The sequence below is a fragment of the Achromobacter sp. DH1f genome, from assembly GCF_000633435.1.
Taxonomy (GTDB): domain Bacteria; phylum Pseudomonadota; class Gammaproteobacteria; order Burkholderiales; family Burkholderiaceae_B; genus Achromobacter; species Achromobacter deleyi.
In genome coordinates this window covers 108,414-128,950 of the sequence record NZ_AYMF01000011.1, presented here as the reverse complement: position 1 = coordinate 128,950, position 20,537 = coordinate 108,414, and the positions used below count along the sequence as shown (strand labels likewise).

Below are 20,537 nucleotides of genomic sequence, written 5' to 3'. Positions count from 1 at the left end.
CTACAATAGTCGGCTTGCCCTATCCATGGCTCGCGCGGGGATGGGCGCAGAACAAGATCGACGACAGCTCGATACAAACAAACCCAAACAGACTATACGCAGGAGAATTACATGTCCGCTATCGATACCGCCAGCCTCGTCGTGGCCCAGGCAGCCCCCGAAGGCAACGCGCTGATGGGCATGCTGCCCATCATCCTGATGTTCGTGATCCTCTACTTCCTGATGATCCGTCCCCAGATGAAGCGCCAGAAGGAACACCGCAATCTGATCGCCGCCCTGGCCAAGGGCGACGAAGTCGTCACCGCCGGCGGCATGCTGGGCAAGGTCACCAAGGTGAACGACAGCTACGTCACCGTCGAAGTGTCCGAACTGGCCGACAAGCCGGTCGAGATCATCATGCAGAAATCGTCGGTCTCGACCGTTCTGCCCAAGGGAACCATCAAGGCCCTGTAAGCGTCCCATAGGAGCGCCGCCGGGCCCCAGGGTTCGGCGGCGCCGCTCCGCCGCCCGCCGCGCCTGTCGCCCGGGCGGCCCTTTCATCACTCTTACATGAAGTAGCCGGCAATGAACCGCTATCCCCTCTGGAAGTACATTACGGTCCTGATTGCGGTCTTTATTGGCCTGCTCTATACGCTTCCCAATTTCTACGGCGAGTCCCCCGCCGTCCAGGTTTCCAGCGCCAAGGCCACCATCAAGGTGGATACGGCCATGCTGAGCCGGGTCGAGCAGGTACTGGCCGACGCCAAGATCCCCAACGAAGGGGTCTACTACGAACAGAACGGCACGCTCGGCACCGTGCGCGCCCGCTTCACGTCGACCGACCTGCAACTGCAGGCGCGCGACCTGATCGACAAATCCCTCAATACCGTCCAGGGCGACCCCCACTACACCGTGGCGCTGAACCTGTTGCCCGCCTCGCCCACCTGGATGCGCGCAATGGGCTGGTTCGCCCCCAAGCCCATGTACCTGGGCCTGGACCTGCGCGGCGGCGTGCACTTCCTGCTGCAAGTGGACATGCAGGGCGCCCTGACCGCCCGCTACGATTCCCTGGCCGCCGACGTGCGCTCGGTGCTGCGCGACCAGAAGGTCAACGTGGCCGGCGTCGAACGCTCGGGCATGGGCGTGGCCGCCACCTTCGCCAACGCGCAGGACCGCGACCGCGCCATCTCGACGCTGCGCACCCGCCTGCCTGACCTGGAATTCACCGAAAGCGAAGAAAACGGCAAGCTGCTGCTGATGGGCGCGCTGAACCCGGCCGCGGTCACCCGCGTGCAGGACTCGGCCCTGAAGCAGAACATCAACACGCTGCACAACCGGATCAACGAACTGGGCGTGGCCGAACCGGTCATCCAGCAACAGGGTTCGGACCGCATCGTGGTGCAGTTGCCCGGCGTGCAGGACGTGGCCAAGGCCAAGGAACTGCTGGGCCGCACCGCCACGCTGGAAATCCGCATGGTCGACGATTCCCCCGCCGCGCAAGCCGCGCTGCTGGGCGGCTCGGTGCCATTCGGCCTGGAACGCTATTCCGACCGCGACGGCCGCCCCATCCTGGTGCGCCGCCAGGTCGTCCTGACCGGTGAAAACCTGCAGGACGCCCAGCCCGGCCGCGACTCGCAGACCCAGCAGGCCGCCGTCCACCTGACGCTGGATTCCAAGGGCGCCCGCATCTTCCGCGACGTCACCCGCGACAACATCGGCAAGCGCATGGCCATCCTGCTGTTCGAGAACGGCAAGGGCGAGGTCGTGACGGCCCCCGTCATCCGCAGCGAAATCGCCGGCGGCCAGGTGCAGATCTCGGGCAGCATGAGTTCCGAAGAAGCCGCCGACACCGCCCTGCTGCTGCGCGCCGGTGCGCTGGCCGCGCCGATGTCGATCATCGAAGAACGCACCATCGGCCCGAGCCTGGGCGCCGACAACATCTCGAAGGGCTTCCATTCGACGCTGTACGGCTTCCTGGCCATCGCCATCTTCATCATCGTCTACTACCACCTGTTCGGCGTGTTCTCCACCGTCGGCCTGACCCTGAACGTGCTGCTGCTGCTGGCCCTGCTGTCGATGCTGCAGGCTACGCTGACGCTGCCAGGCATCGCGGCTATCGCGCTGACACTGGGCATGGCCATTGACTCGAACGTGCTGATCAACGAGCGGATACGGGAAGAACTACGCGCCGGGGCGTCGCCACAACAGGCGATCCACCACGGTTTCGAACGCGCGTGGGGCACCATTCTCGACTCCAACCTCACCACGCTGATTGTCGGCCTGGCCCTGCTGGCATTCGGTTCCGGCCCCATCCGCGGCTTCGCGGTGGTGCATTGCCTGGGCATCCTGACCTCGATGTTCTCGTCCGTCGTGGGCGTGCGCGCGCTGGCCAACCTCTGGTACGGCCGCAAGAAGAAGCTCACGTCGATTTCCATCGGCGAAGTCTGGAAGCCGAAGACCAACTGAACATGAGTGCGGGCGGCCACGCCGCCCGCCACCGACAAGCCAGGGCAAAAAATGGAATTTTTCCGGATTCACCGCACCATCCCGTTCATGCGCCACGCGCTGGTGCTGAACATCATCAGCCTCGTCACCTTCGTGGCGGCGGTCTTCTTCATTCTCACGCGCGGTTTCCACCTGTCGATCGAATTCACCGGCGGCACGGTCATGGAAGTCAACTACGCCCAGACGGCGCAGCTTGAAAGCGTGCGCGGCGTGGTCTCCAAGCTGGGCTACACCGACTTCCAGGTGCAGAACTTCGGCACCTCGCACGACGTCATGATCCGCCTGCCCCTGCAGGAAGGCCAGACGTCCGCCACCCAGAGCGAGACCGTCATGGCCGCCCTGAAGACCGCGGACCAGGGGGTGGAATTGCGCCGGGTCGAGTTCGTGGGCCCGCAGGTGGGCCAGGAACTGCTGCACAACGGCCTGATGGCACTGCTGGTCGTGGTCATCGGCATCATGGTGTACCTGGGCTTTCGCTTCGAATGGAAGTTCGCCGTCGCCGGCGTGATCGCCAACCTGCACGACGTGGTGATCATCCTGGGCTTCTTCGCCTTCTTCCAGTGGGAATTCTCGCTGTCAGTGCTGGCGGGCGTGCTGGCGGTGCTGGGTTACTCGGTGAACGAATCCGTGGTCATCATGGACCGGATCCGCGAGAACTTCCGCAAGTACCGCAAGGCGGACGTGCACGAAGTCATCAACAGCGCCATCACGCAGACCATCTCGCGCACCATCATCACCCACGGCTCGACCCAGATGATGGTGCTGGCCATGCTGTTCTTCGGCGGCCCCACCCTGCACTACTTCGCCATGGCCCTGACCATCGGCATCTGGTTCGGCATCTACTCGTCGGTGTTCGTCGCCGCCGCGCTGGCCATGTGGATGGGCGTCAAGCGCGAAGACCTGATCAAGCCGGTCAAGAAGGAAGGCGAAGAAGGCGAAGCCGCCTGATCTTTCCGCCCATGAAGAACAACCCGTCGCATTGCGGCGGGTTTTTTTTATGGGCGGAGGAGTTGCGGTCGCTACGAATAGCCCGCAATTCAGCTTGAAGATATTCTGGTCTTCCTCCAACAATCCAACAGGAAGTAGCTGTCATGCGTGAAGCGGGCACGTTGAACGTATTGCACGACCTTGGATTGCAATGCGCAACGGAACTGACCGTGAAGGCTCAATTGGCAATCACATTGAACGACCTGATTGACCAACATGGTCTTTCTCGAACGGACGTCGCAACGGCCTCAAATCTTACCCAACACGACATATCCCAAATTCGGGGCTACGCCCTAGGCAGGATTTCGTCAACGCAGTTACGGCAGGCATTGGCTAGCCTCCTGGCACCACTGTACTGACCGCCCCCGCCCAGGTGTACGGGTACGGCGTCCCCCGTATTCGATACCATAGGCGCCATGAAACTCGCCCTCGATCATCTCGTCGTCGCCGCCGCCGATCTGGACAGCGGCACCCGCCATGTGGCCGACCTGCTGGGCATTGCGCCCGCGGGCGGCGGCGCGCATCCGCGCATGGGCACCCACAATCGGGTGCTGGGCATGGCGGGCGGCGTGTACCTGGAAGTCATCGCCATCGACCCGGATGCGCCGGCGCCGCAACGACCCCGCTGGTTCGGACTGGACCAGCCCGCCCTGCGCGCGCGGCTGGCCGACGGGCCGTTCCTGGCGCATTGGGCGGCACGCGTCGCGGCGCCGGACGATCTGTCCGCCTGGCAGGCCCGGCATCCCGACCGCATCGCGCCCGCCATCCCCATGACGCGCGGCAACCTGCGCTGGCGCCTGACCGTGCCGGACGACGGCAGCCTGCCCACGTGGCGCGACGGCGGCCAGACGGCCGGCGACGGCCTGCTGCCCACCTTGATCCAATGGGACGTGGACGCCTATCCCGGTGTCAGCCTGCCCCGCCAGGCGCTGACGCTGCAATCCCTGGCCGGCACCCATCCGCGCGTGGCCTTGCTGCGCCAGGGGCTGGCATGGCTGGGCGCCGATCACCTGATCACGATCGACCAGGCCGACGGCCCGCCGCGCCTGCAAGCCCGCATTGAAACCGCCCAGGGCGTAAAGACCCTCACATAGGGTTCAGGCCCTGACGCCTGCCGGCCCTGCCCCACCCCACAACAGAACGAGAGACACCCCATGACCGCCCCTATCAAGCGCTTCGACGACGAACCCTATCTGCAGCAGTGCGAGGCCACGGTCACCGCCGTCACCCCCGAAGGCATCGAACTGGACCAGACCGTCTGCTACGCCCGCAGCGGCGGCCAGGCGGGCGACAGCGGCACGCTGACCTTGCCGGACGGCCAGGTGCTGGCGCTGGCCGACACGGTCTACGCCGATGATCGCAGCCGCATCCTGCACGTGCTCGCCGAAGGCGCCGCACTGCCGCAAGTGGGCGACCGCGTCACCGTCGCCATCGACTGGGCGCGCCGCCACAAGCTGATGCGCCTGCATACCTGTCTGCACTTGCTGGGGTCGCTGGTGCCGGCGCCCGTCACCGGCTGCAGCATCTCGCCCGACTCGGCGCGCATCGATTTCGACCTGCCCGAATCCACGCTGGACAAGGCCGACCTGACCGAACGCCTGAACGCGCTGATCAACGCCCGCACCGACGTGGCCGTCAACGCCATCACGCCTGAGGAACTGGCCGCGCAGCCCGACCTGGTGCGCACGGTGGGCGCCGCGCCTCCCGCCGGCACGGCGCGCATCCGCATCATCGAGATCCCCGGCGTGGACCGCCAGCCTTGCGGCGGCACGCACGTGGCCAACACGGGCGAGATCGGCCCGATCACGGTGACCAAGATCGAAAAGAAAAGCCGCACCAACCGGCGCGTGGTCGTCGCCTTCGCCTGAGCGCCACGCAACGGACCCGCGCGCAGGCGTTGATCTCGCCCACCCAAGAAAAAGGCTGCCAGGACGGCAGCCTTTTTTTCCGGCGAAGGTCCCGCTCGCAGGCCGGTTCAGCCTTTTTTCCACCAGCGCCAGGGCGCCCGCAGCGGCCACTGGTAGCGGCTGCACAGGATGCGCGGGGCCAGCAGATGGCCGACGGCGATGGCGATGCCGGCGGCGGTCATGACGTCGGACAGGTAGTGGTCCAGGTTGACCAGGCGGCTGACGGCGACCAGCGCTCCTAGCGACAGGAACGCCCAGCGCCAGCGCGGCGCCAGGATGCCCAGCACCACCGCCACGGCGAAGGCCGCGTAGGTGTGGCTGGACGGAAAGGAATTGAACTGCTGGGCGCGCGAGAACGATTCGCCCAACCCATAGATGCCTTTTTCGAAGAACAGCTCGGGCCGGGCCCGCGCCACGGAACGCTTGAGGATCAGCACGATCAGCCCGCCCACCGCCATGGTGGACAGCATCAGCAGGCTGCCGCGCGCCATGCTGGCAAAGCTCATGCGCACCGGGTTGCGCCAGCCGCGCGCCAGGCCGACCAGGCCAAGGATGTAGAACGCCAGCGCCACGCCGATGTAGCGGCCGCTTTCGCCCAGTTCGCCGATCCATTCGAACGATTGATTGACGCCGTCGCTGACCGACTGGCGGATCCAGACCGCCAGCGGCAGATCGATCCACAGGGCGCTGGCGCCGGCGGCCAGCGCCAACAGAACGCCCGCCATCAGCCACGCGCGGGTGGACAGCGGATTGCGGAATTCGTCGGCAGCGGCAGCCGGAGCAACGGCCGTGGGCGCGGCCACGGGGGGCATGAGAGGATTCGGCGTCATCGGACCGTTGACGTAAAGATAATTATTATCGGAAAGGGAATCGGCGAAGGCCAGCTATCGTAACGGCCCCGGGTGACCAATCCAAGAAGGAAATTTGCAGCAAGGGGTAAAATTCCGCCTTTCCCTTCTTCTGCCCCCGGGATCTACACCCGTCACGGCGACCATCATGCAAGAAACTTCCCTCAAGCGCGCCTCGGCGCCCGACGGCATCGCCGCCGCCCTGTCCCCCGACGCCGCCACCGGCGCGCCCCGCAAGCTGTATATCCGCACCTTCGGCTGCCAGATGAACGAGTACGACTCGGACAAGATGGCCGACGTGCTGCGCGGCGACCAGGGGCTCGAACTGACCGACAACCCGGAAGACGCCGACGTCATCCTGTTCAACACCTGTTCGGTGCGCGAAAAAGCCCAGGAAAAGGTCTTTTCCGACCTGGGCCGCGTGCAGCACCTGAAGAAAACCAATCCGAACCTGGTGATCGGCGTGGGCGGCTGCGTGGCCAGCCAGGAAGGCGAGGCCATCGTCAAGCGCGCGCCCTATGTGGACGTGGTGTTCGGCCCGCAGACCCTGCACCGCCTGCCCGACCTGATCAAGCGCCGCCGCGAACAAGGCCGTTCGCAGGTCGACATCAGCTTCCCGGAAATCGAGAAGTTCGACAACATGCCGCCCCCGCGGGTCGACGGCGCCACGGCCTTCGTGTCCATCATGGAAGGCTGTAGCAAGTACTGCAGCTTCTGTGTCGTGCCCTACACGCGCGGCGAAGAAGTCTCGCGCCCGTTCGACGACGTGCTGATCGAAGTGGCCGACCTGGCCGACCAGGGCGTCAAGGAAGTGACGCTGCTGGGCCAGAACGTGAATGCCTACCGCGGCCGCATGGCCGACAGCGACGAGATCGCCGATTTCGCCATGCTGCTGGAATACGTGCACGAGATCCCCGGCATCGAACGCATCCGCTACACGACCTCGCACCCCAAGGAAATGACCCAGCGCATGGTGGACGCCTATGCCCGCCTGCCCAAGCTGGTGTCGTTCCTGCACTTGCCGGTGCAGGCCGGCAGCGACCGCGTGCTGGCGGGAATGAAGCGCGGCTACACCACGCTGGAATTCAAATCGGTGGTGCGGCGCCTGCGCGCGGCGCGCCCCGACCTGACGCTGTCGTCGGACTTCATCGTGGGCTTCCCGGGTGAAACCGAGGAAGACTTCGAAAAGACCATGAAGCTGATCGAAGACGTGGGTTTCGATACCTCGTTCTCGTTCGTGTATTCGCGCCGTCCCGGCACGCCGGCGGCCGACCTGCACGACGACACGCCGCAAGACGTCAAGCTGCGCCGCCTGCAGCGCCTGCAGGCGCTGATCAACGAGCAGGCGGCCACCATCGCCCGCAACATGGTCGGCACGCGCCAGCGCCTGCTGGTCGAAGGCCCCTCGCGCCGCGATCCCAACGAACTGATGGGCCGCACCGAGAACAACCGCATCGTCAATTTCGCCGCGCCCGCGCGGCTCATCGGACAAATGGTCGACGTCATCATCACCGAAGCGCACACCAATTCGCTGCGCGCCCGGGTGGCTGACGTCGACCGCGTTCCCCAAGAGGCCGAATGACCACTTCCCGCCCCCGCGCCCGCCGCAGCATGCCCGCCGTCGTCACCCTGGACGGCGACAACACCCACCTGGCCAATCTGTGCGGCCCGCTGGACGAAAACCTGCGCCAGCTGGCCGATGGCATGGGCGTGAAGCTGTCGCGCCGCGGCAGCCGCGTCACCATCGAAGGCGAACGCGCCGAGCTGGCCGGGCGCGTCCTGCGGCGCTTTCACGAGCAAGCGGTGCACCGCGCGCTGTCGGTCGACGACATCCAGCTGGGGCTGGTCGAGATCGGCGTGGGCCGCCAGGAAGACAAGCTGCAGGAAGCGCCGGTCCACGAGGCCGACCCGCTGCCCGCGCTGGACGACGAAAGCGACGGCATCGCCCTGCGCACCAAGCGCAGCGACCTGCGCCCGCGCACGCCGCGCCAGCGCGACTACCTGAACAACATCCTCAAGCACGACATCACCTTCGGCGTGGGTCCGGCCGGCACCGGCAAGACCTGGCTGGCGGTGGCCTGCGCCATCGACGCGATGGAACGCGACACCGTGCAGCGCCTGGTGCTGACGCGCCCGGCGGTCGAGGCCGGCGAACGCCTGGGCTTTCTGCCCGGCGACCTGGCGCAGAAGGTCGACCCCTACCTGCGCCCGCTGTACGACGCGCTGTACGACCTGATGGGCTTCGAGAAGGTGCAGCGCCTGTTCGAAAAGCAGACCATCGAGATCGCCCCGCTGGCCTACATGCGCGGCCGCACCCTGAACCACGCCTTCGTCATCCTGGACGAGGCGCAGAACACCACGCCGGAACAGATGAAGATGTTCCTGACCCGCATCGGCTTTGGCAGCAAGGCCGTCATCACCGGCGACCCGTCGCAGGTGGACCTGCCACGCGGTCAGGACAGCGGCCTGGCGCACGCGGTCAAGGTGCTGCACGACGTGCAGGGCATCGCCACCACCCGTTTCACCAGCCGCGACGTGGTGCGCCACCCCTTGGTGGCCCGCATCGTCGACGCCTACGACCGCGCTTCCGAAAATGACGCCTGATCTGTCCCTTTCCGTCCAGTACGGGGTCGAAGAACCCCGCCTGCCCCGCTGGCGCCTGCGCCGCTGGGCCGAGCGGGCGCTGGCCGCCGCGGCCGAGGACGGCCTGGTCGAATTCTCGGCCGCCGAGCTCAGCCTGCGGCTGGTGGGCGCCGCCGAGGGCCGCCGCCTGAACCGCGATTTCCGCCAGCGCGACTACGCGACCAACGTGCTGACGTTCGAATACGGCGTGGACCCGCTGGGCGTGGCCCGCGGCGATATCGTGATGTGCGTGCCGGTGCTGGTGCGCGAGGCCCGCGAACAACGCAAGGCGCTCCTGGACCACGCCGCCCACCTGACGCTGCACGGCGTGCTGCATTCGCTGGGCTACGACCACATCAAGGCGCGCGACGCCCGCCGCATGGAAGCGCTGGAAACCGCCACGCTGGCCCGTATGGGCATCGCCGACCCCTATTTGGCCCCCTGATACCGGGCCTGGGGTCAACCCTGACAAATCGGCGTGAAATGTCGTCCTACAAGGCGCAGATCGCGTCGGTTACCCTCATTTTCGGGGGCGGCGTTACAAATCAGGCGCCAGTTTCGGTTATGCTGGCCCCTCCATAACTTGTCCTCCCGGACGATGTCTGACCCTTACCCTGCTCCCGAAGCGACCCCTGCTCGCTCAGCCAAACCCGCCACCAAATCCCTTCTAGACCGCCTGCTTTCCCTTGTGCGCCGCGAGCCCGAGGACCGTGAAGGCATCAAGGCCATCCTGGAAGCCGCCCACGACCGCGACCTGCTCGACGCGGAGTCCTACAAGATGATCAAGGGCGCGCTCGCCGTGTCCGAGGGCACCGTCGGCGACATCATGGTTCCGCGTTCGCGCATGGACCTGCTCGACGTCACGCAGCCCATTCCCTACCTGGTGGCCTCGGTGATCGAAACCGCGCACTCGCGGTTCCCCGTGTACGAAGGCGACCGCGACAACATCATCGGGATCCTGCTGGCCAAAGACCTGCTGCGCTGCATGCTGGAACCCGGCATCGAAGTGCGCACGCTGGTGCGCCCGGCCGTGTTCATTCCCGAGTCCAAGCGCCTGAATGTGCTGCTGCACGAGTTCCGCGCCAGCCGTAACCACCAGGCCATCGTCATCGACGAGCACGGCGGCATCTCGGGCCTGGTCACCATGGAAGACGTGCTGGAACAGATCGTCGGCGACATCGAAGACGAATTCGACGAAACCGAAGAAGACTCGATCTTCCCCGAAGGCGAAAACCAGTGGCGCGTGCTTGCCGCCACCGACATCTCGCACTTCAACGACGTGTTCGGCTGCCAGCTGCCCGACGACGAATACGACAGCGTCGGCGGCTGGATGGGCGGCCAACTGGGCCGCATCCCGCGCCGCGGCGATACCGCCGAATTCGACGGCCTGAAGCTGGAAGTGGCCCGCGGTGACGCGCGCCGCGCCATCTGGCTGCGCGTCAAGCGCGGCACGGCCGCACGCAACGTTTCCCCCACTGACAACGCATGACCCGCAGCACTCGCAGCCGGCTCCTGCGCGGTGCCGCCGGCCTGACGCTGGCGGGCGCCGTCCATGCCCTGACCTTCGCGCCCGGCCCGCTGCCCGATTGGGCGCTGGCCATCACGCAGATCCTGGCGCTGGCGGTGGCCGCCCGCGTCACCCTGTACGCCCCGACAGCCCGCCAGGCCTGGGCGCGCGGCTGGCTGTTCAGCTTCGTGACCTACGCGCTGGGCCTGTACTGGATCTTCATCAGCCTGCACCGCTACGGCGACCTGGCCGCGCCGCTGGCCGTGGCCGCCGTGCTGGCCTTGTCCGCCTTCCTGGCGCTGTTTCCGGCCACGGCCGGCGCGCTGGCGCGGCGCTATGCGCCGTTGGCGCACGATTCCACGCCAGCCCGCGTGCTGTCGGCCACGCTGGCCTGGGGTGCGCTGTGGGCCGGCTTCGAATGGGTCCGCGCCGTACTGCTTACCGGCTTCCCGTGGCTGAACATCGGCTACGCGCAAGTCGACAGCCCCATTGCCGGCTGGGCGCCGCTGCTGGGCGTGCACGGCATGGCGTTCGTGTCGGCGTTCGCGGCCGCCGCCATCGCCAGCCTGTGGCGGCCGGTGGGCGACCAAAAACAGGCCCGCGATGGCCGCCGTGCACTGTCGGCTGGCGTGGCGCTGGCACTGGTTGCCGTGGGCTGGCCGCTGTCGCGCATCGATTGGTCCGCCCCCAGCGGCGAGCCGCTGAACGTGCGGCTGGTCCAGGGCAACATCGAGCAATCGCAGAAATTCGACCCCGCGCTGCTGGATCAAAGCATCCGGCGCCACCTGGAACTGGCGGCCCTGCCGCCCGCGCCCGGCGTGCCGGCGCCGCAGATGATCATCCTGCCGGAAACCGTGATGCCGGTCTTCCAGGATCAGCTCGATCCGCGTGTGTGGGAAATCTGGCGCCAGGTCGCGGCGCGGCAGAACGCCGTGGTCGCCATGGGTGTGCCGGTGCACGACGTGGTGAACGGCCGCGACCGCTACACCAACAGCGTGCTGGGCTTTGACGGCCAGACGCCGGCCACGCAATTGGTGAGCGGCGCCACCGCCATGCGCTACGACAAGCGCCACCTCGTGCCGTGGGGCGAATACGTGCCGCCGGGCTTTCACTGGTTCGTCGACATGCTCGACATTCCGCTGGGCGACTTCGACCGCGGCCCCGAACGCCAGACGCCGTTCGCCGTGGGCGGCCAGCACATCGCCTTCAACATCTGCTACGAAGACCTGTTCGGCCCCGACCTGCTGCCCGCGCTGCAGCCGGGTCCCAACGGCGAACCGGGCGCGACCATCCTGGTCAACGTCAGCAACCTGGGCTGGTTCGGCGATTCCTGGGCCTTGCGCCAGCACTTGCAGATCGGGCGCCTTCGCACCATCGAAACCGCCCGTCCCATGCTGACCGCCACCAACACCGGCATCACCGCAGCCATCGACGCCAAGGGCCATGTCGCGGCCCAGCTCGCGCCGTTGCAGCCGGGCGTGCTGCCGGTCGTGGTGCAGGGCATGACGGGGCTGACGCCTTACGCGCGCTTTGGCGACAAGTCGGCCCTGGCGCTGATCGGCCTGGCGCTGATTGCCGCCTTCGGCAGCGGCCGCCGCACGCGGCGCGGCTGATTTCGCGCGGGTGTCCGCCCGCCGTCTTTGCTCGCCGTCTTTGCTCGCTTGTTTTGCCCTTCATCTTCGTTGCCCGACCCGCCTTCCCGCGGGCCGGGCAACGGTTTCAGGCATGCCGTTCAAGCAAACAGATTGGCCGGTAACGCGCCGCTGTCGTCTTCCGGACGCAGCGGCCCGAAGCCCGCGCCCGTCAGTTCGATGGCGTCGGCGATGCGCGCCATGTCGTCGGCATCCAGCTCCAGTTCGGCAGCGCCCACCACGCCATCGACCTGCGCCGCATTGCGCGCCCCGACGATGGCGCCCGTGACGCCCGGCCACGCCAGCGTCCAGGCGATGGCCACCGCCGCCTGCGTGGCGCCATGGCGTTCGGCAATGGGTTTCAAGGCTTCGGCCAAGGCCAGGTTGCGCGCCAGATTGGGCGCCTTGAATTCGGCGTTGCGCGAGCGCCAGTCGTCCTGGCGCAAGGCCTGCGCGCGCTCGGAGGTAAAACCGCCGCTGAGCAATCCCGACTGCATCGGGCTGTAGACAATGACGCCGGTGCCGTTCTGCGCGCACCACGGAATCAGATCAGCGGCGGCGCTGCGCTGGATCGCCGAAAACGGCGGCTGCAGCGATTCCACGTGGCCCAGCGCTTCGGCGTCCTGCAACTGCGCCAGGTTGTGGTTCGACAGGCCCACCGCGCGCACCTTGCCCGCTTGCTTGAGATCCAGCAGTTCCTGCCAATAGGCTTCGAGCGGCGTGCCGTCGCCCGCGGGCCAGTGCATCTGGTAGAGATCGATACGTTCGACGCCCAGGCGGCGCAGCGAGCCTTCGATTTCACGGCGGATGCTGGCCGGCGCGCCGTTGCGCCGCGGGGTTGCCTGCCGCTGGTCGGCAGACCACGTCAGGCCGCACTTGGTGAACACGTAGGGCCGCTCGCCGGGACTCATCTGCGCCAGCGCGCGCCCCACGATTTCCTCGGAATGCCCCAACCCGTAGACGGCAGCCGTGTCGATCCAGTTGATGCCGCGATCGACCGCCAGGCGGATGGCCGCGATCGAATCCGTATCGTCCTGCGGCCCCCAGCCGATCGCCCAGTCGTTGCCGCCCATGGCCCAGGCCCCCAACCCGATGCGGGTGATGGACATGTCGCTGCGCCCCAACGGACGCGTGGGAAAAGAAGTCTTTGTGCTCATGCGAAAAAAATCTCCTGCCGGCAAGACATCATGACAAGGCCGGCCACCGCCGCCTCGCAGCATCCACGATAGCACTCGGCCAAGCCTTTGATTTTCCGGCGATCATCGCAGCACATGCGTGCTTTTCCGAACGCCGGAAAGCGGCTTTGATGGGCATCGATCAGGCCGCAGCCGCCACTCATGCGTCCCCTTGAATCAAAAAACCCCTCAACTTTTTCATTTTTTGCATCACATCGACTTGCACACCCAATTTAGTTCGTGCATAATCTCGTTTCTTCGCCAACGGCACTAAACAAAACCGGCAACGAACCACGAAAAACGGCACTGAAAAGCGCCAGAAATCGTGAAAACGTTGAAGGATTTTAGAGTCGGTTGTGACCAGGGGGTATAGCTCAGCTGGGAGAGCGCTTGCATGGCATGCAAGAGGTCAGCGGTTCGATCCCGCTTACCTCCACCAGTCCAAAGCGAAGAAAGCAGTACAGTTTGTGCAGGTCCAAGTCCCCTTCGTCTAGAGGCCTAGGACATCACCCTTTCACGGTGAGTACAGGGGTTCGAATCCCCTAGGGGACGCCAGTCTTACTGGCAGCAGTATGTGAATGCAGTTGAAGTGTCACAGTAGTTGAGTATGCCGCTGCGGAGCGGTAGTTCAGTTGGTTAGAATACCGGCCTGTCACGCCGGGGGTCGCGGGTTCGAGTCCCGTCCGCTCCGCCAAGTTTGCTCTACGCAGTGCCGTTCAAGAGCTCCGTTCCGGGAGCTTTTTGCATTTATAAGGGTGTAAGCCTTGTTGTTTGAAGTGTGGAACAGCAGGGACTTCTGGGGGGTATAGCTCAGCTGGGAGAGCGCTTGCATGGCATGCAAGAGGTCAGCGGTTCGATCCCGCTTACCTCCACCAGTAAAGCAGTTCGCAGTAAAGTAGTTCTGTTCAAGTCCCCTTCGTCTAGAGGCCTAGGACATCACCCTTTCACGGTGAGTACAGGGGTTCGAATCCCCTAGGGGACGCCAGTTCACCCTGGCATGTTTTACCAAGCTGCCCTGACAAGCAGTGTATTGCGCACGTTGATGTTGCCGCTGCGGAGCGGTAGTTCAGTTGGTTAGAATACCGGCCTGTCACGCCGGGGGTCGCGGGTTCGAGTCCCGTCCGCTCCGCCAAGCACTCTGTGCTTATCTCGCATCGCGAGACCAGTTGTTCCGCAGGGGTACCCCTGCAATGCGCCAGAAGGCGCCCGCCAAAAGCTCCGGATTCCGGAGCTTTTTTGTTTGGCGCGGCCAAGCGCCCTGCACCCTTTCCCTGGTGTGTCTCGTCCGTTTATCCTCTGGACAGGCCGGCCTTGCCAACGCATCCTGTGCGCTTGTGCCCGCCAAGCAAAGAGGCTTACGTGACCGCAAGCAATGCCGCTCCTCACGCGCACCGCCAACACCTGCAACGCATCATCGCAGGCCTGAACGAAGGCATCATCCTGATCGAGCCCGACGGCGCCATCGCCTGGGCCAACGACAGCGCCCTGGCGCTGCACGGGGTAGAGATGCTGCAAGGCCTGGGCCAGACGCCCGCAGGCTATCGCAAGCGCTTCGCCCTGACCTACCGCAACCATCATCGCGTGCCCGCCCGGCATTACCCGCTGGACCGCCTGGCCGCGGCCGAGCCGTTCGACGACCTGCAACTGGACCTGACGCGCAAGGATGACGCCGACTTCCTGCGCAACATCCGGGCGCGCGGCCTCTTGCTCGAAGGCGACGGCAACGACTACCGCGTGCTGATCCTGGACGATCAGACCGGCCAGTTCAACGCCGAGCAGCGCTTCGAGCGCACGTTCGGCGCCAACCCCGCCCCCGCCCTGATCTGCCGCCTGTCCGACCTGCGCTACGTGAAGGTCAACCAGGGTTTCCTGGACATGACGGGGCTGACGCGCGACGCGGTGCTGGGCAAGTCCGCCTACGAACTGGATGTGCTGGACGGCGGCGACAAGGACGATGCGGTGGCCAAGCTGAATGCGGGCCTGACGATCACCCAGCGCGAAGGCGTGCTGCGATTGGCCGACGGCAGCGCCAAGTTCGTCATCGTTGCCGGCCAACCCATCGACATGCAGGACGAGCCCTGCATGCTGTTCACCTTCATCGACCTGGAAAAGCGCAAGCGCGCCGAAGAGGCGCTGCAGCAAAGCGAAGAACGCTTTTCCAAGGCCTTCCGCCTGGCGCCGGTTCCCATGGCGTTGTGCGAAGGCGAATCGCTGCGCGCCCTGGACATCAACGATGCCTTTGCGCAGGCCACCGGCGCATCGCCCGACGACGCCGCCGGCCAGGAGCTGACGGCCTTGGGGCTGCGCCCCTTCGAAGGCATGGCCGAGAGCCTGGCGCGCGGCGAAAGCGTGCGCAACCGCGACGGCCAGTTGGTCGCGGCCGACGGCGGCGAACTGGATTGCCTGGTCTCGGCCGAACCGGTCATGATCGGCGGCGAGCGCCGCGTGCTGCTGGTGATGCAGGACATCAGCGAACGCAAGCGCAACGAGACCGAGCTGCTGACCGCGATCGAGGCCGTGATGCAGGATACGTCCTGGTTCAGCCGCGGGATCATCGAGAAGCTGGCGCAACTGCGGTCGCCGGCGCCTGCCGCGCGCGACGTGGCCGAACTGGCGCAACTGACCTCGCGCGAACGCGAGGTGCTGGGGCTGCTGTGCCAGGGACACAATGACGACGACATCGCCAAGCAGCTGCGCCTGTCGCGCAACACGGTGCGCAACCACGTAGCCACCATCTACAGCAAGATCGGCGTGCACCGGCGCAGTGCGGCCATCGTCTGGGCGCGCGATCGCGGCATCACCGGCCACGAAAAGCCGCGGACGCGGGGCAAAGCCGGGAAAACCTGAGCCCCACCCGCCGAATTTACAAATTGAATCAAAATAATCAAGGGGTGCGCCTGCGCGAAGATGCCGCCGCGTTCGCGCAGCCGAACCCTCAAAAAACGCCATTTTCAATAAAAATGGCAGCAACACGCCTTTAAAAAGCAGAACTGACGCCAGATTGCGCAAACCCTGCGCAGGTTCTTACGATCCGCCGATCAAGCCGCCGTCTCAAGGCGTGCGGCGCGATCCCCGCAAGCCCCTCTGGAGAGTCCGTTAATGCAGACCGCCTACATCCCCGTTCCCAAACCGAGCAAGACGCTGCCCCCGCCCGCCTGGAGCAGCGAGGCCGTGATGGCGCTCTATGAGCTGCCGTTCATGGACCTGGTGCACCGCGCCCAACAGACGCACCGCGCCCACTTCGACCCGAACGGCATCCAGCTGTCGAGCCTGCTGTCGATCAAGACCGGGGGCTGTCCCGAGGATTGCGGGTACTGCTCGCAGTCCTCGCGCTACGACACGGGCCTGGAAGCGGAAAAGCTGATGCCGCTGGACGAGGTGCTGGCCGCGGCCCGCGCGGCGCAAGCCGGCGGCGCGCAACGCTTCTGCATGGGCGCCGCCTGGCGCAGCCCCAAGCCGCACCATCTGGAGGCCGTGGCCGAGATGGTCAGCGCGGTCAAGGCGCTGGGCCTGGAAACCTGCGTCACGCTGGGCATGCTGCGCGAAGGCCAGGCCGAGCAGCTCAAGGACGCCGGGCTGGACTACTACAACCACAACCTGGACACGTCGCCGGAGTTCTACGGCAAGATCGTCACCACCCGCACCTACCAGGATCGCCTGGACACGCTGGAACGCGTGCGCGGCGCGGGCATCAACGTCTGCTGCGGCGGCATCGTGGGCATGGGCGAATCGCGCCGCGAGCGCGCCGGCCTGATCGCGCAGCTGGCCAACATGGAGCCCTACCCCGAGTCGGTGCCGATCAACAACCTGATGCGGGTGGAAGGCACGCCGCTGGCCGATGTCGAGGCGCTGGACCCGTTCGAGTTCGTGCGCACCATCGCCGTGGCGCGCATCACGATGCCGCGCGCCATGGTGCGCCTGTCGGCCGGCCGCGAGGCCATGGACGACGCGATGCAGGCGCTGTGCTTCATGGCGGGCGCCAATTCGATGTTCTACGGCGACGTGCTGCTGACCACGGGCAACCCGCGCATGGAAGCCGACCAGCGCCTGCTGCAACGCCTGGGCATGCGGATCGACGCGGGCACGCACAGCCACTCGCACGCGCACCAGGACCTGCACGCGGCCCCGGCCCACACGCATTCCCATGACTGCGCCCACCCCGGCGCGCACGACGCCCCCGCATGCCGCTGACGCCGGGCCTGTTCTACCTGCTGGCCAGCGTGGCCTGCAGCGTCGGCGTGGCCGCGCTGCTCAAGCTGGCGCGGCGCTGGCAGGTGGACGTGCGCCAGGCCATCCTGGCGAACTACGCCGTGGCCGCCCTGCTCTGCTGGCTGGTGCTGCGGCCCGACCCCGCGGCGCTGCTGACGCCGCAGACGCCCTGGCTGGTGCTGGCCGCGCTGGGCGTCCTGCTGCCCAGCGGCTTCATGGCCATGGCGCTGGCCGTGCGCCACGCGGGCGTGGTGCGCAGCGATGCGGCGCAGCGGCTGTCGCTGTTCATTCCGCTGCTGGCGGCATTTCTGCTGTTCGGCGAACCGGTCACGGCCCGCAAGCTGGGCGCGATTGCGCTGGCGTTCAGCGCGTTGTTCTTCCTGCTGCGCCGGACAGCGGCCAGGCCTGCCGCGCCGGCAGCATCCCTGGCCGATACCCATGCCCTGTGGCTCTGGCCGCTGGCGGTGTGGGTGGCCTATGGGCTGGTGGACATCCTGTTCAAGCAGATGGCGCGCGCCGGCACGGCGTTCGCGGGCGGCCTGCTGCTGGCGTTCACGCTGGCGGGCGTGCTGACGCTGGCCTACCTGCTGTGGCGCCGCGTGGCCTGGGCGCCACGCCACCTGGTGGCGGGCGTGGCGCTGGGTGGCCTGAACTTCGCCAACATCCTGACCTATATCCGGGCGCACCAGGCGCTGCCCGAGCACCCCGCACTGGTGTTTGCGTCCATGAACATGGGGGTGATCACGCTGGGCACGCTGGTCGGCGCCCTGGTGTTTCGCGAACCGCTGACCCGCTGGAACGGCCTGGGGCTGTTGCTGGCGCTGGCGGCCATCGTGCTGATGGCCCCAATCTGAATCACGTTCCGGTGCGCTTGCGCCGTTCTGCCTCGGCCTGATCCCGTTCGTCGTCGCGGGCATCCGGCTCGGGCGCAGGCGCCGGCACGGGGTTCGAGACCACGCCGGCAATCGGAGGCAGTGCGGCCGCAGGTTCGGCTGCCGGCTCAACGACAGGCTCTGCGGCAGGCTGAGCCGCCGATTCGGCGGTCGATGCCAGCCCCGCGTCGGCCACCGGCTCGGCAATGGGAGGATCGACCGCCCCTGCCCCCTCGACCGGCGCGGGCGCGGCCGACGGGTCGGGCTGGACCATTTCGATATTGAGGTCGTTTTCGACGTCGACCCGCGGATCGAGCACTGCCGCGGCAGGCGAGCTTTGCAGGGTGTCGGGCATGGGCACGAAATGCACCGGGGCCTCGTCGACCTGGTGCGCGCCGGTGACGCGGGTGGGCCGCACCTGCCACACCAGGATCAGCGCGCAGGCGGAAATGAAGACGTAGTACATGCTGGGCCCGGCCAGCGACATCAACAGGCCCGCGATCATGGGGCCGACACAGGCGCCCACGCCGTAGGTCATGAGCAGCACGGCCGACAGGCTGACGCGGCGCTCGGACTCGACGTGATCGTTGGCGAAGGCGGCGCCCAGCGGGTACAGGGTGAACTGCAGGATGCCGAAGACGCAGGACATGGCCACCAGCGCCCAGTAGGGCAAGGTGAACCAACCCCACATGACGGTGGGCAGCACGACCAGCAACAGGGCATTGAAGCGGATCAGGCCGGCACGGTTGATGCGATCCGACAGCCAGCCCATGGGCCACTGCGACAGCAGACCGGCGGTCACGGCGGCCGCGACGAAGATGGCAGCCTGCGAGGTGGACAGGCCATGCTTGGCGCCGTACACGGCGGCCAGGCCATAGAAGGCGCCCGACAGGTTGCCCGCCACGAACAGCACGGTCATGGACAGCGGTACGCGCCGCATGAAGAAGCGGATGTCGAGCGCGGCCGGCAGCGGCGTGGGCGGGTGCGAGCGGGCCGTGACGGCAATGGGCACCAGGCACAGCACCAGGCACATGGCCACCAGGGTCAGCGGCCGCAGGTCAAGGGTGGCGTAGGCGGTCAGGGCCAGCTGGCCCAGCACGGTGCCCAGGCCGGACACCACCATGTAGACGGAGAAGACGCGTCCGCGCTGATGGTTTTCGGTTTGTTCGTTGAGCCAGCTTTCGATGACCATGAATTCGGTCACCATGACGATGCCCGAGATGACGCGGAACACCAGCCACAGCGGCATGGAGTCGACCAGCGTCTGGGCCAGGATCATGCTGGTGGCGATGGCCGCACAGGCAACGAAGGCGCGGATGTGGCCGACGCGGATGATGAGTTTGTGCCCCAGCCGCGCACCGCACACCAGGCCCAGGTAGTAGCCGGCGATGAGGGTGCCGATCCAGACCTCGCTGACGGACTGCGCAGTGAGCCTCAACCCCATGTAGGTGTTGAAGAGACCGGTGCCGATGAGCATCAGCAGGGTCGCGAAATACAGCGACGAGAAGGAGGAGATGGTGGCGAGCATGGCGTTGGGCAACCGCTGCTGGCGGTAGCGCGGCGAGCCGCCGGAGCGGCCCGCGCGTTAAGCGGTGAAACGAGACTACGCGGGGAACATCAGGCCTGCGACAGCAGCGTCGCGGCGTCGCTGACTTCGAACTTGCCAGGACCTTCGATGTTCAGGTGCTTGACCACGCCGTCGACGATGAGGGCGGAGTAGCGCTGCGAGCGCACGCCCATGCCGCGCTGGATCAGGTCCAGTTCCAGGCCCAGGGCCTTGGTCCACAGGGCGGAACCGTCGGCGAGCATGCGAACCTTGCCTTCGGTCTTTTGTTCACGGCCCCAGGCGCCCATGACGAAGGCGTCGTTGACGGACACGCACCAGATTTCGTCGACGCCTTTGGCCTTGAGGGCGGCGGCTTGCTCGACGTAGCCCGGCAGGTGCTTGGCGGAGCAGGTGGGGGTGAAGGCGCCGGGCAAGGCAAACAGGGCGATGGTCTTGCCACGGGTCAGGTCGGCGACCTGGAAGGCGTTGGGGCCGAGGGAGCAGCCTTCGCTTTCGGTTTCGATGAATTCGGTCAGGGTGCCATCGGGCACGCGGTCGCCGACTTTGATGGTCATGGGGAGATCTCCAGTATGTGATGGGGGTGTTGCATTGGGGCGCAAGGCGCCCCACAACCGCCATCATAGTTCGTGCGCGGGGCGGCTGCAGGCGGGCAGGCCGGAATGGGAAAAAAAGAAGCACAGTCTGATACGACTCCACACTTTCAATGAAACGGCATGCAACGTGATCGT

18 protein-coding genes and 6 tRNA genes are annotated in these 20,537 nt (G+C 66.4%); 20 read left to right on the top strand and 4 right to left on the bottom strand.

Annotated elements, in window-relative coordinates; genetic code table 11:
* Window positions 1-111 precede the first annotated feature (111 nt).
* From yajC to U858_RS0111555, 6 genes are all read left to right on the top strand, one after another.
* Complete coding sequence (yajC, locus tag U858_RS0111575; protein ID WP_006390891.1) at window positions 112-453, top strand: preprotein translocase subunit YajC; 342 nt, start codon at window positions 112-114, stop codon at window positions 451-453.
* A 111-nt stretch (window positions 454-564) separates the two neighbouring features.
* Window positions 565-2,445: a protein translocase subunit SecD gene (secD, locus tag U858_RS0111570; protein ID WP_025137317.1), complete on the top strand. Its 1,881-nt coding sequence runs from the start codon at window positions 565-567 to the stop codon at window positions 2,443-2,445.
* 51 nt (window positions 2,446-2,496) lie between these two features.
* On the top strand, window positions 2,497-3,432 hold the full coding sequence (gene secF / locus U858_RS0111565) for a protein translocase subunit SecF (protein ID WP_025137316.1): 936 nt from the start codon (window positions 2,497-2,499) through the stop codon (window positions 3,430-3,432).
* A gap of 143 nt (window positions 3,433-3,575) precedes the next feature.
* Window positions 3,576-3,830, top strand: coding sequence for an XRE family transcriptional regulator (locus U858_RS36495; RefSeq protein WP_081821595.1), 255 nt, complete (start codon window positions 3,576-3,578; stop codon window positions 3,828-3,830).
* Window positions 3,831-3,887: 57 nt separating this feature from the next.
* Window positions 3,888-4,565 (top strand): VOC family protein, encoded by a 678-nt coding sequence (locus U858_RS0111560; protein ID WP_025137315.1) that lies wholly within the window; start codon window positions 3,888-3,890, stop codon window positions 4,563-4,565.
* 60 nt (window positions 4,566-4,625) lie between these two features.
* Complete coding sequence (locus U858_RS0111555; protein ID WP_025137314.1) at window positions 4,626-5,339, top strand: alanyl-tRNA editing protein; 714 nt, start codon at window positions 4,626-4,628, stop codon at window positions 5,337-5,339.
* Window positions 5,340-5,446: 107 nt separating this feature from the next.
* Here the strand turns inward: U858_RS0111555 and U858_RS0111550 are convergent, their stop codons facing one another.
* Window positions 5,447-6,208 carry a phosphatase PAP2 family protein gene (locus U858_RS0111550; RefSeq protein WP_025137313.1) on the bottom strand — a complete coding sequence of 254 codons (762 nt, stop codon included), beginning with the start codon at window positions 6,206-6,208 and terminating at the stop codon, window positions 5,447-5,449.
* A gap of 166 nt (window positions 6,209-6,374) precedes the next feature.
* On the opposite strand from U858_RS0111550, the gene miaB reads away from it, so the two are divergent.
* The 5 genes from miaB to lnt all read left to right on the top strand — a co-directional run bounded on the left by miaB (window position 6,375) and on the right by lnt (window position 11,968).
* Window positions 6,375-7,808: a tRNA (N6-isopentenyl adenosine(37)-C2)-methylthiotransferase MiaB gene (gene miaB / locus U858_RS0111545; RefSeq protein WP_025137312.1), complete on the top strand. Its 1,434-nt coding sequence runs from the start codon at window positions 6,375-6,377 to the stop codon at window positions 7,806-7,808.
* Complete coding sequence (locus tag U858_RS0111540) at window positions 7,805-8,830, top strand: PhoH family protein (RefSeq protein ID WP_025137311.1); 1,026 nt, start codon at window positions 7,805-7,807, stop codon at window positions 8,828-8,830. The genes miaB and U858_RS0111540 overlap by 4 nt, the downstream gene beginning before the upstream one ends.
* Window positions 8,820-9,293: an rRNA maturation RNase YbeY gene (gene ybeY, locus U858_RS0111535; protein ID WP_025137310.1), complete on the top strand. Its 474-nt coding sequence runs from the start codon at window positions 8,820-8,822 to the stop codon at window positions 9,291-9,293. The genes U858_RS0111540 and ybeY overlap by 11 nt, the downstream gene beginning before the upstream one ends.
* 153 nt (window positions 9,294-9,446) lie before the next feature.
* Window positions 9,447-10,337: an HlyC/CorC family transporter gene (locus U858_RS0111530; protein ID WP_025137309.1), complete on the top strand. Its 891-nt coding sequence runs from the start codon at window positions 9,447-9,449 to the stop codon at window positions 10,335-10,337.
* A complete protein-coding gene (gene lnt / locus U858_RS0111525; RefSeq protein WP_025137308.1) occupies window positions 10,334-11,968 on the top strand; it encodes an apolipoprotein N-acyltransferase in 1,635 nt (544 codons plus the stop codon). Before U858_RS0111530 ends, lnt begins: the two co-directional genes overlap by 4 nt.
* Window positions 11,969-12,087: 119 nt before the next feature.
* Here lnt and U858_RS0111520 read toward each other — a convergent pair whose 3' ends face one another.
* Window positions 12,088-13,143: an aldo/keto reductase gene (locus U858_RS0111520; protein WP_029953753.1), complete on the bottom strand. Its 1,056-nt coding sequence runs from the start codon at window positions 13,141-13,143 to the stop codon at window positions 12,088-12,090.
* A gap of 381 nt (window positions 13,144-13,524) precedes the next feature.
* Between U858_RS0111520 and U858_RS0111510 the strand changes: the two genes are divergently transcribed.
* From U858_RS0111510 to U858_RS0111470, 9 genes are all read left to right on the top strand, one after another.
* Window positions 13,525-13,600 (top strand) — tRNA-Ala (locus U858_RS0111510).
* Between the two features lie 40 nt (window positions 13,601-13,640).
* Window positions 13,641-13,716, top strand: a tRNA-Glu gene (locus U858_RS0111505).
* Between the two features lie 62 nt (window positions 13,717-13,778).
* A tRNA-Asp gene (locus tag U858_RS0111500) sits at window positions 13,779-13,855 on the top strand.
* A 105-nt stretch (window positions 13,856-13,960) separates the two neighbouring features.
* Window positions 13,961-14,036, top strand: a tRNA-Ala gene (locus tag U858_RS0111495).
* 34 nt (window positions 14,037-14,070) lie between these two features.
* A tRNA-Glu gene (locus U858_RS0111490) sits at window positions 14,071-14,146 on the top strand.
* Window positions 14,147-14,216: 70 nt separating this feature from the next.
* Window positions 14,217-14,293: transfer RNA gene (locus tag U858_RS0111485), tRNA-Asp, on the top strand.
* Between the two features lie 227 nt (window positions 14,294-14,520).
* Window positions 14,521-16,008 carry a helix-turn-helix transcriptional regulator gene (locus tag U858_RS0111480; RefSeq protein ID WP_025137305.1) on the top strand — a complete coding sequence of 496 codons (1,488 nt, stop codon included), beginning with the start codon at window positions 14,521-14,523 and terminating at the stop codon, window positions 16,006-16,008.
* Window positions 16,009-16,260: 252 nt separating this feature from the next.
* Window positions 16,261-17,352: a biotin synthase BioB gene (gene bioB / locus U858_RS0111475; protein WP_025137304.1), complete on the top strand. Its 1,092-nt coding sequence runs from the start codon at window positions 16,261-16,263 to the stop codon at window positions 17,350-17,352.
* Window positions 17,349-18,224, top strand: a complete 876-nt coding sequence (locus tag U858_RS0111470) for a DMT family transporter (RefSeq protein ID WP_025137303.1) — start codon at window positions 17,349-17,351, stop codon at window positions 18,222-18,224. Before bioB ends, U858_RS0111470 begins: the two co-directional genes overlap by 4 nt.
* Before the next feature lies 1 nt (window position 18,225).
* On the opposite strand, the gene U858_RS0111465 is transcribed toward U858_RS0111470, so the two are convergent.
* On the bottom strand, window positions 18,226-19,770 hold the full coding sequence (locus U858_RS0111465; RefSeq protein ID WP_025137302.1) for an MFS transporter: 1,545 nt from the start codon (window positions 19,768-19,770) through the stop codon (window positions 18,226-18,228).
* Between the two features lie 89 nt (window positions 19,771-19,859).
* Window positions 19,860-20,363: a peroxiredoxin gene (locus U858_RS0111460; RefSeq protein ID WP_025137301.1), complete on the bottom strand. Its 504-nt coding sequence runs from the start codon at window positions 20,361-20,363 to the stop codon at window positions 19,860-19,862.
* Window positions 20,364-20,537 lie beyond the last annotated feature (174 nt).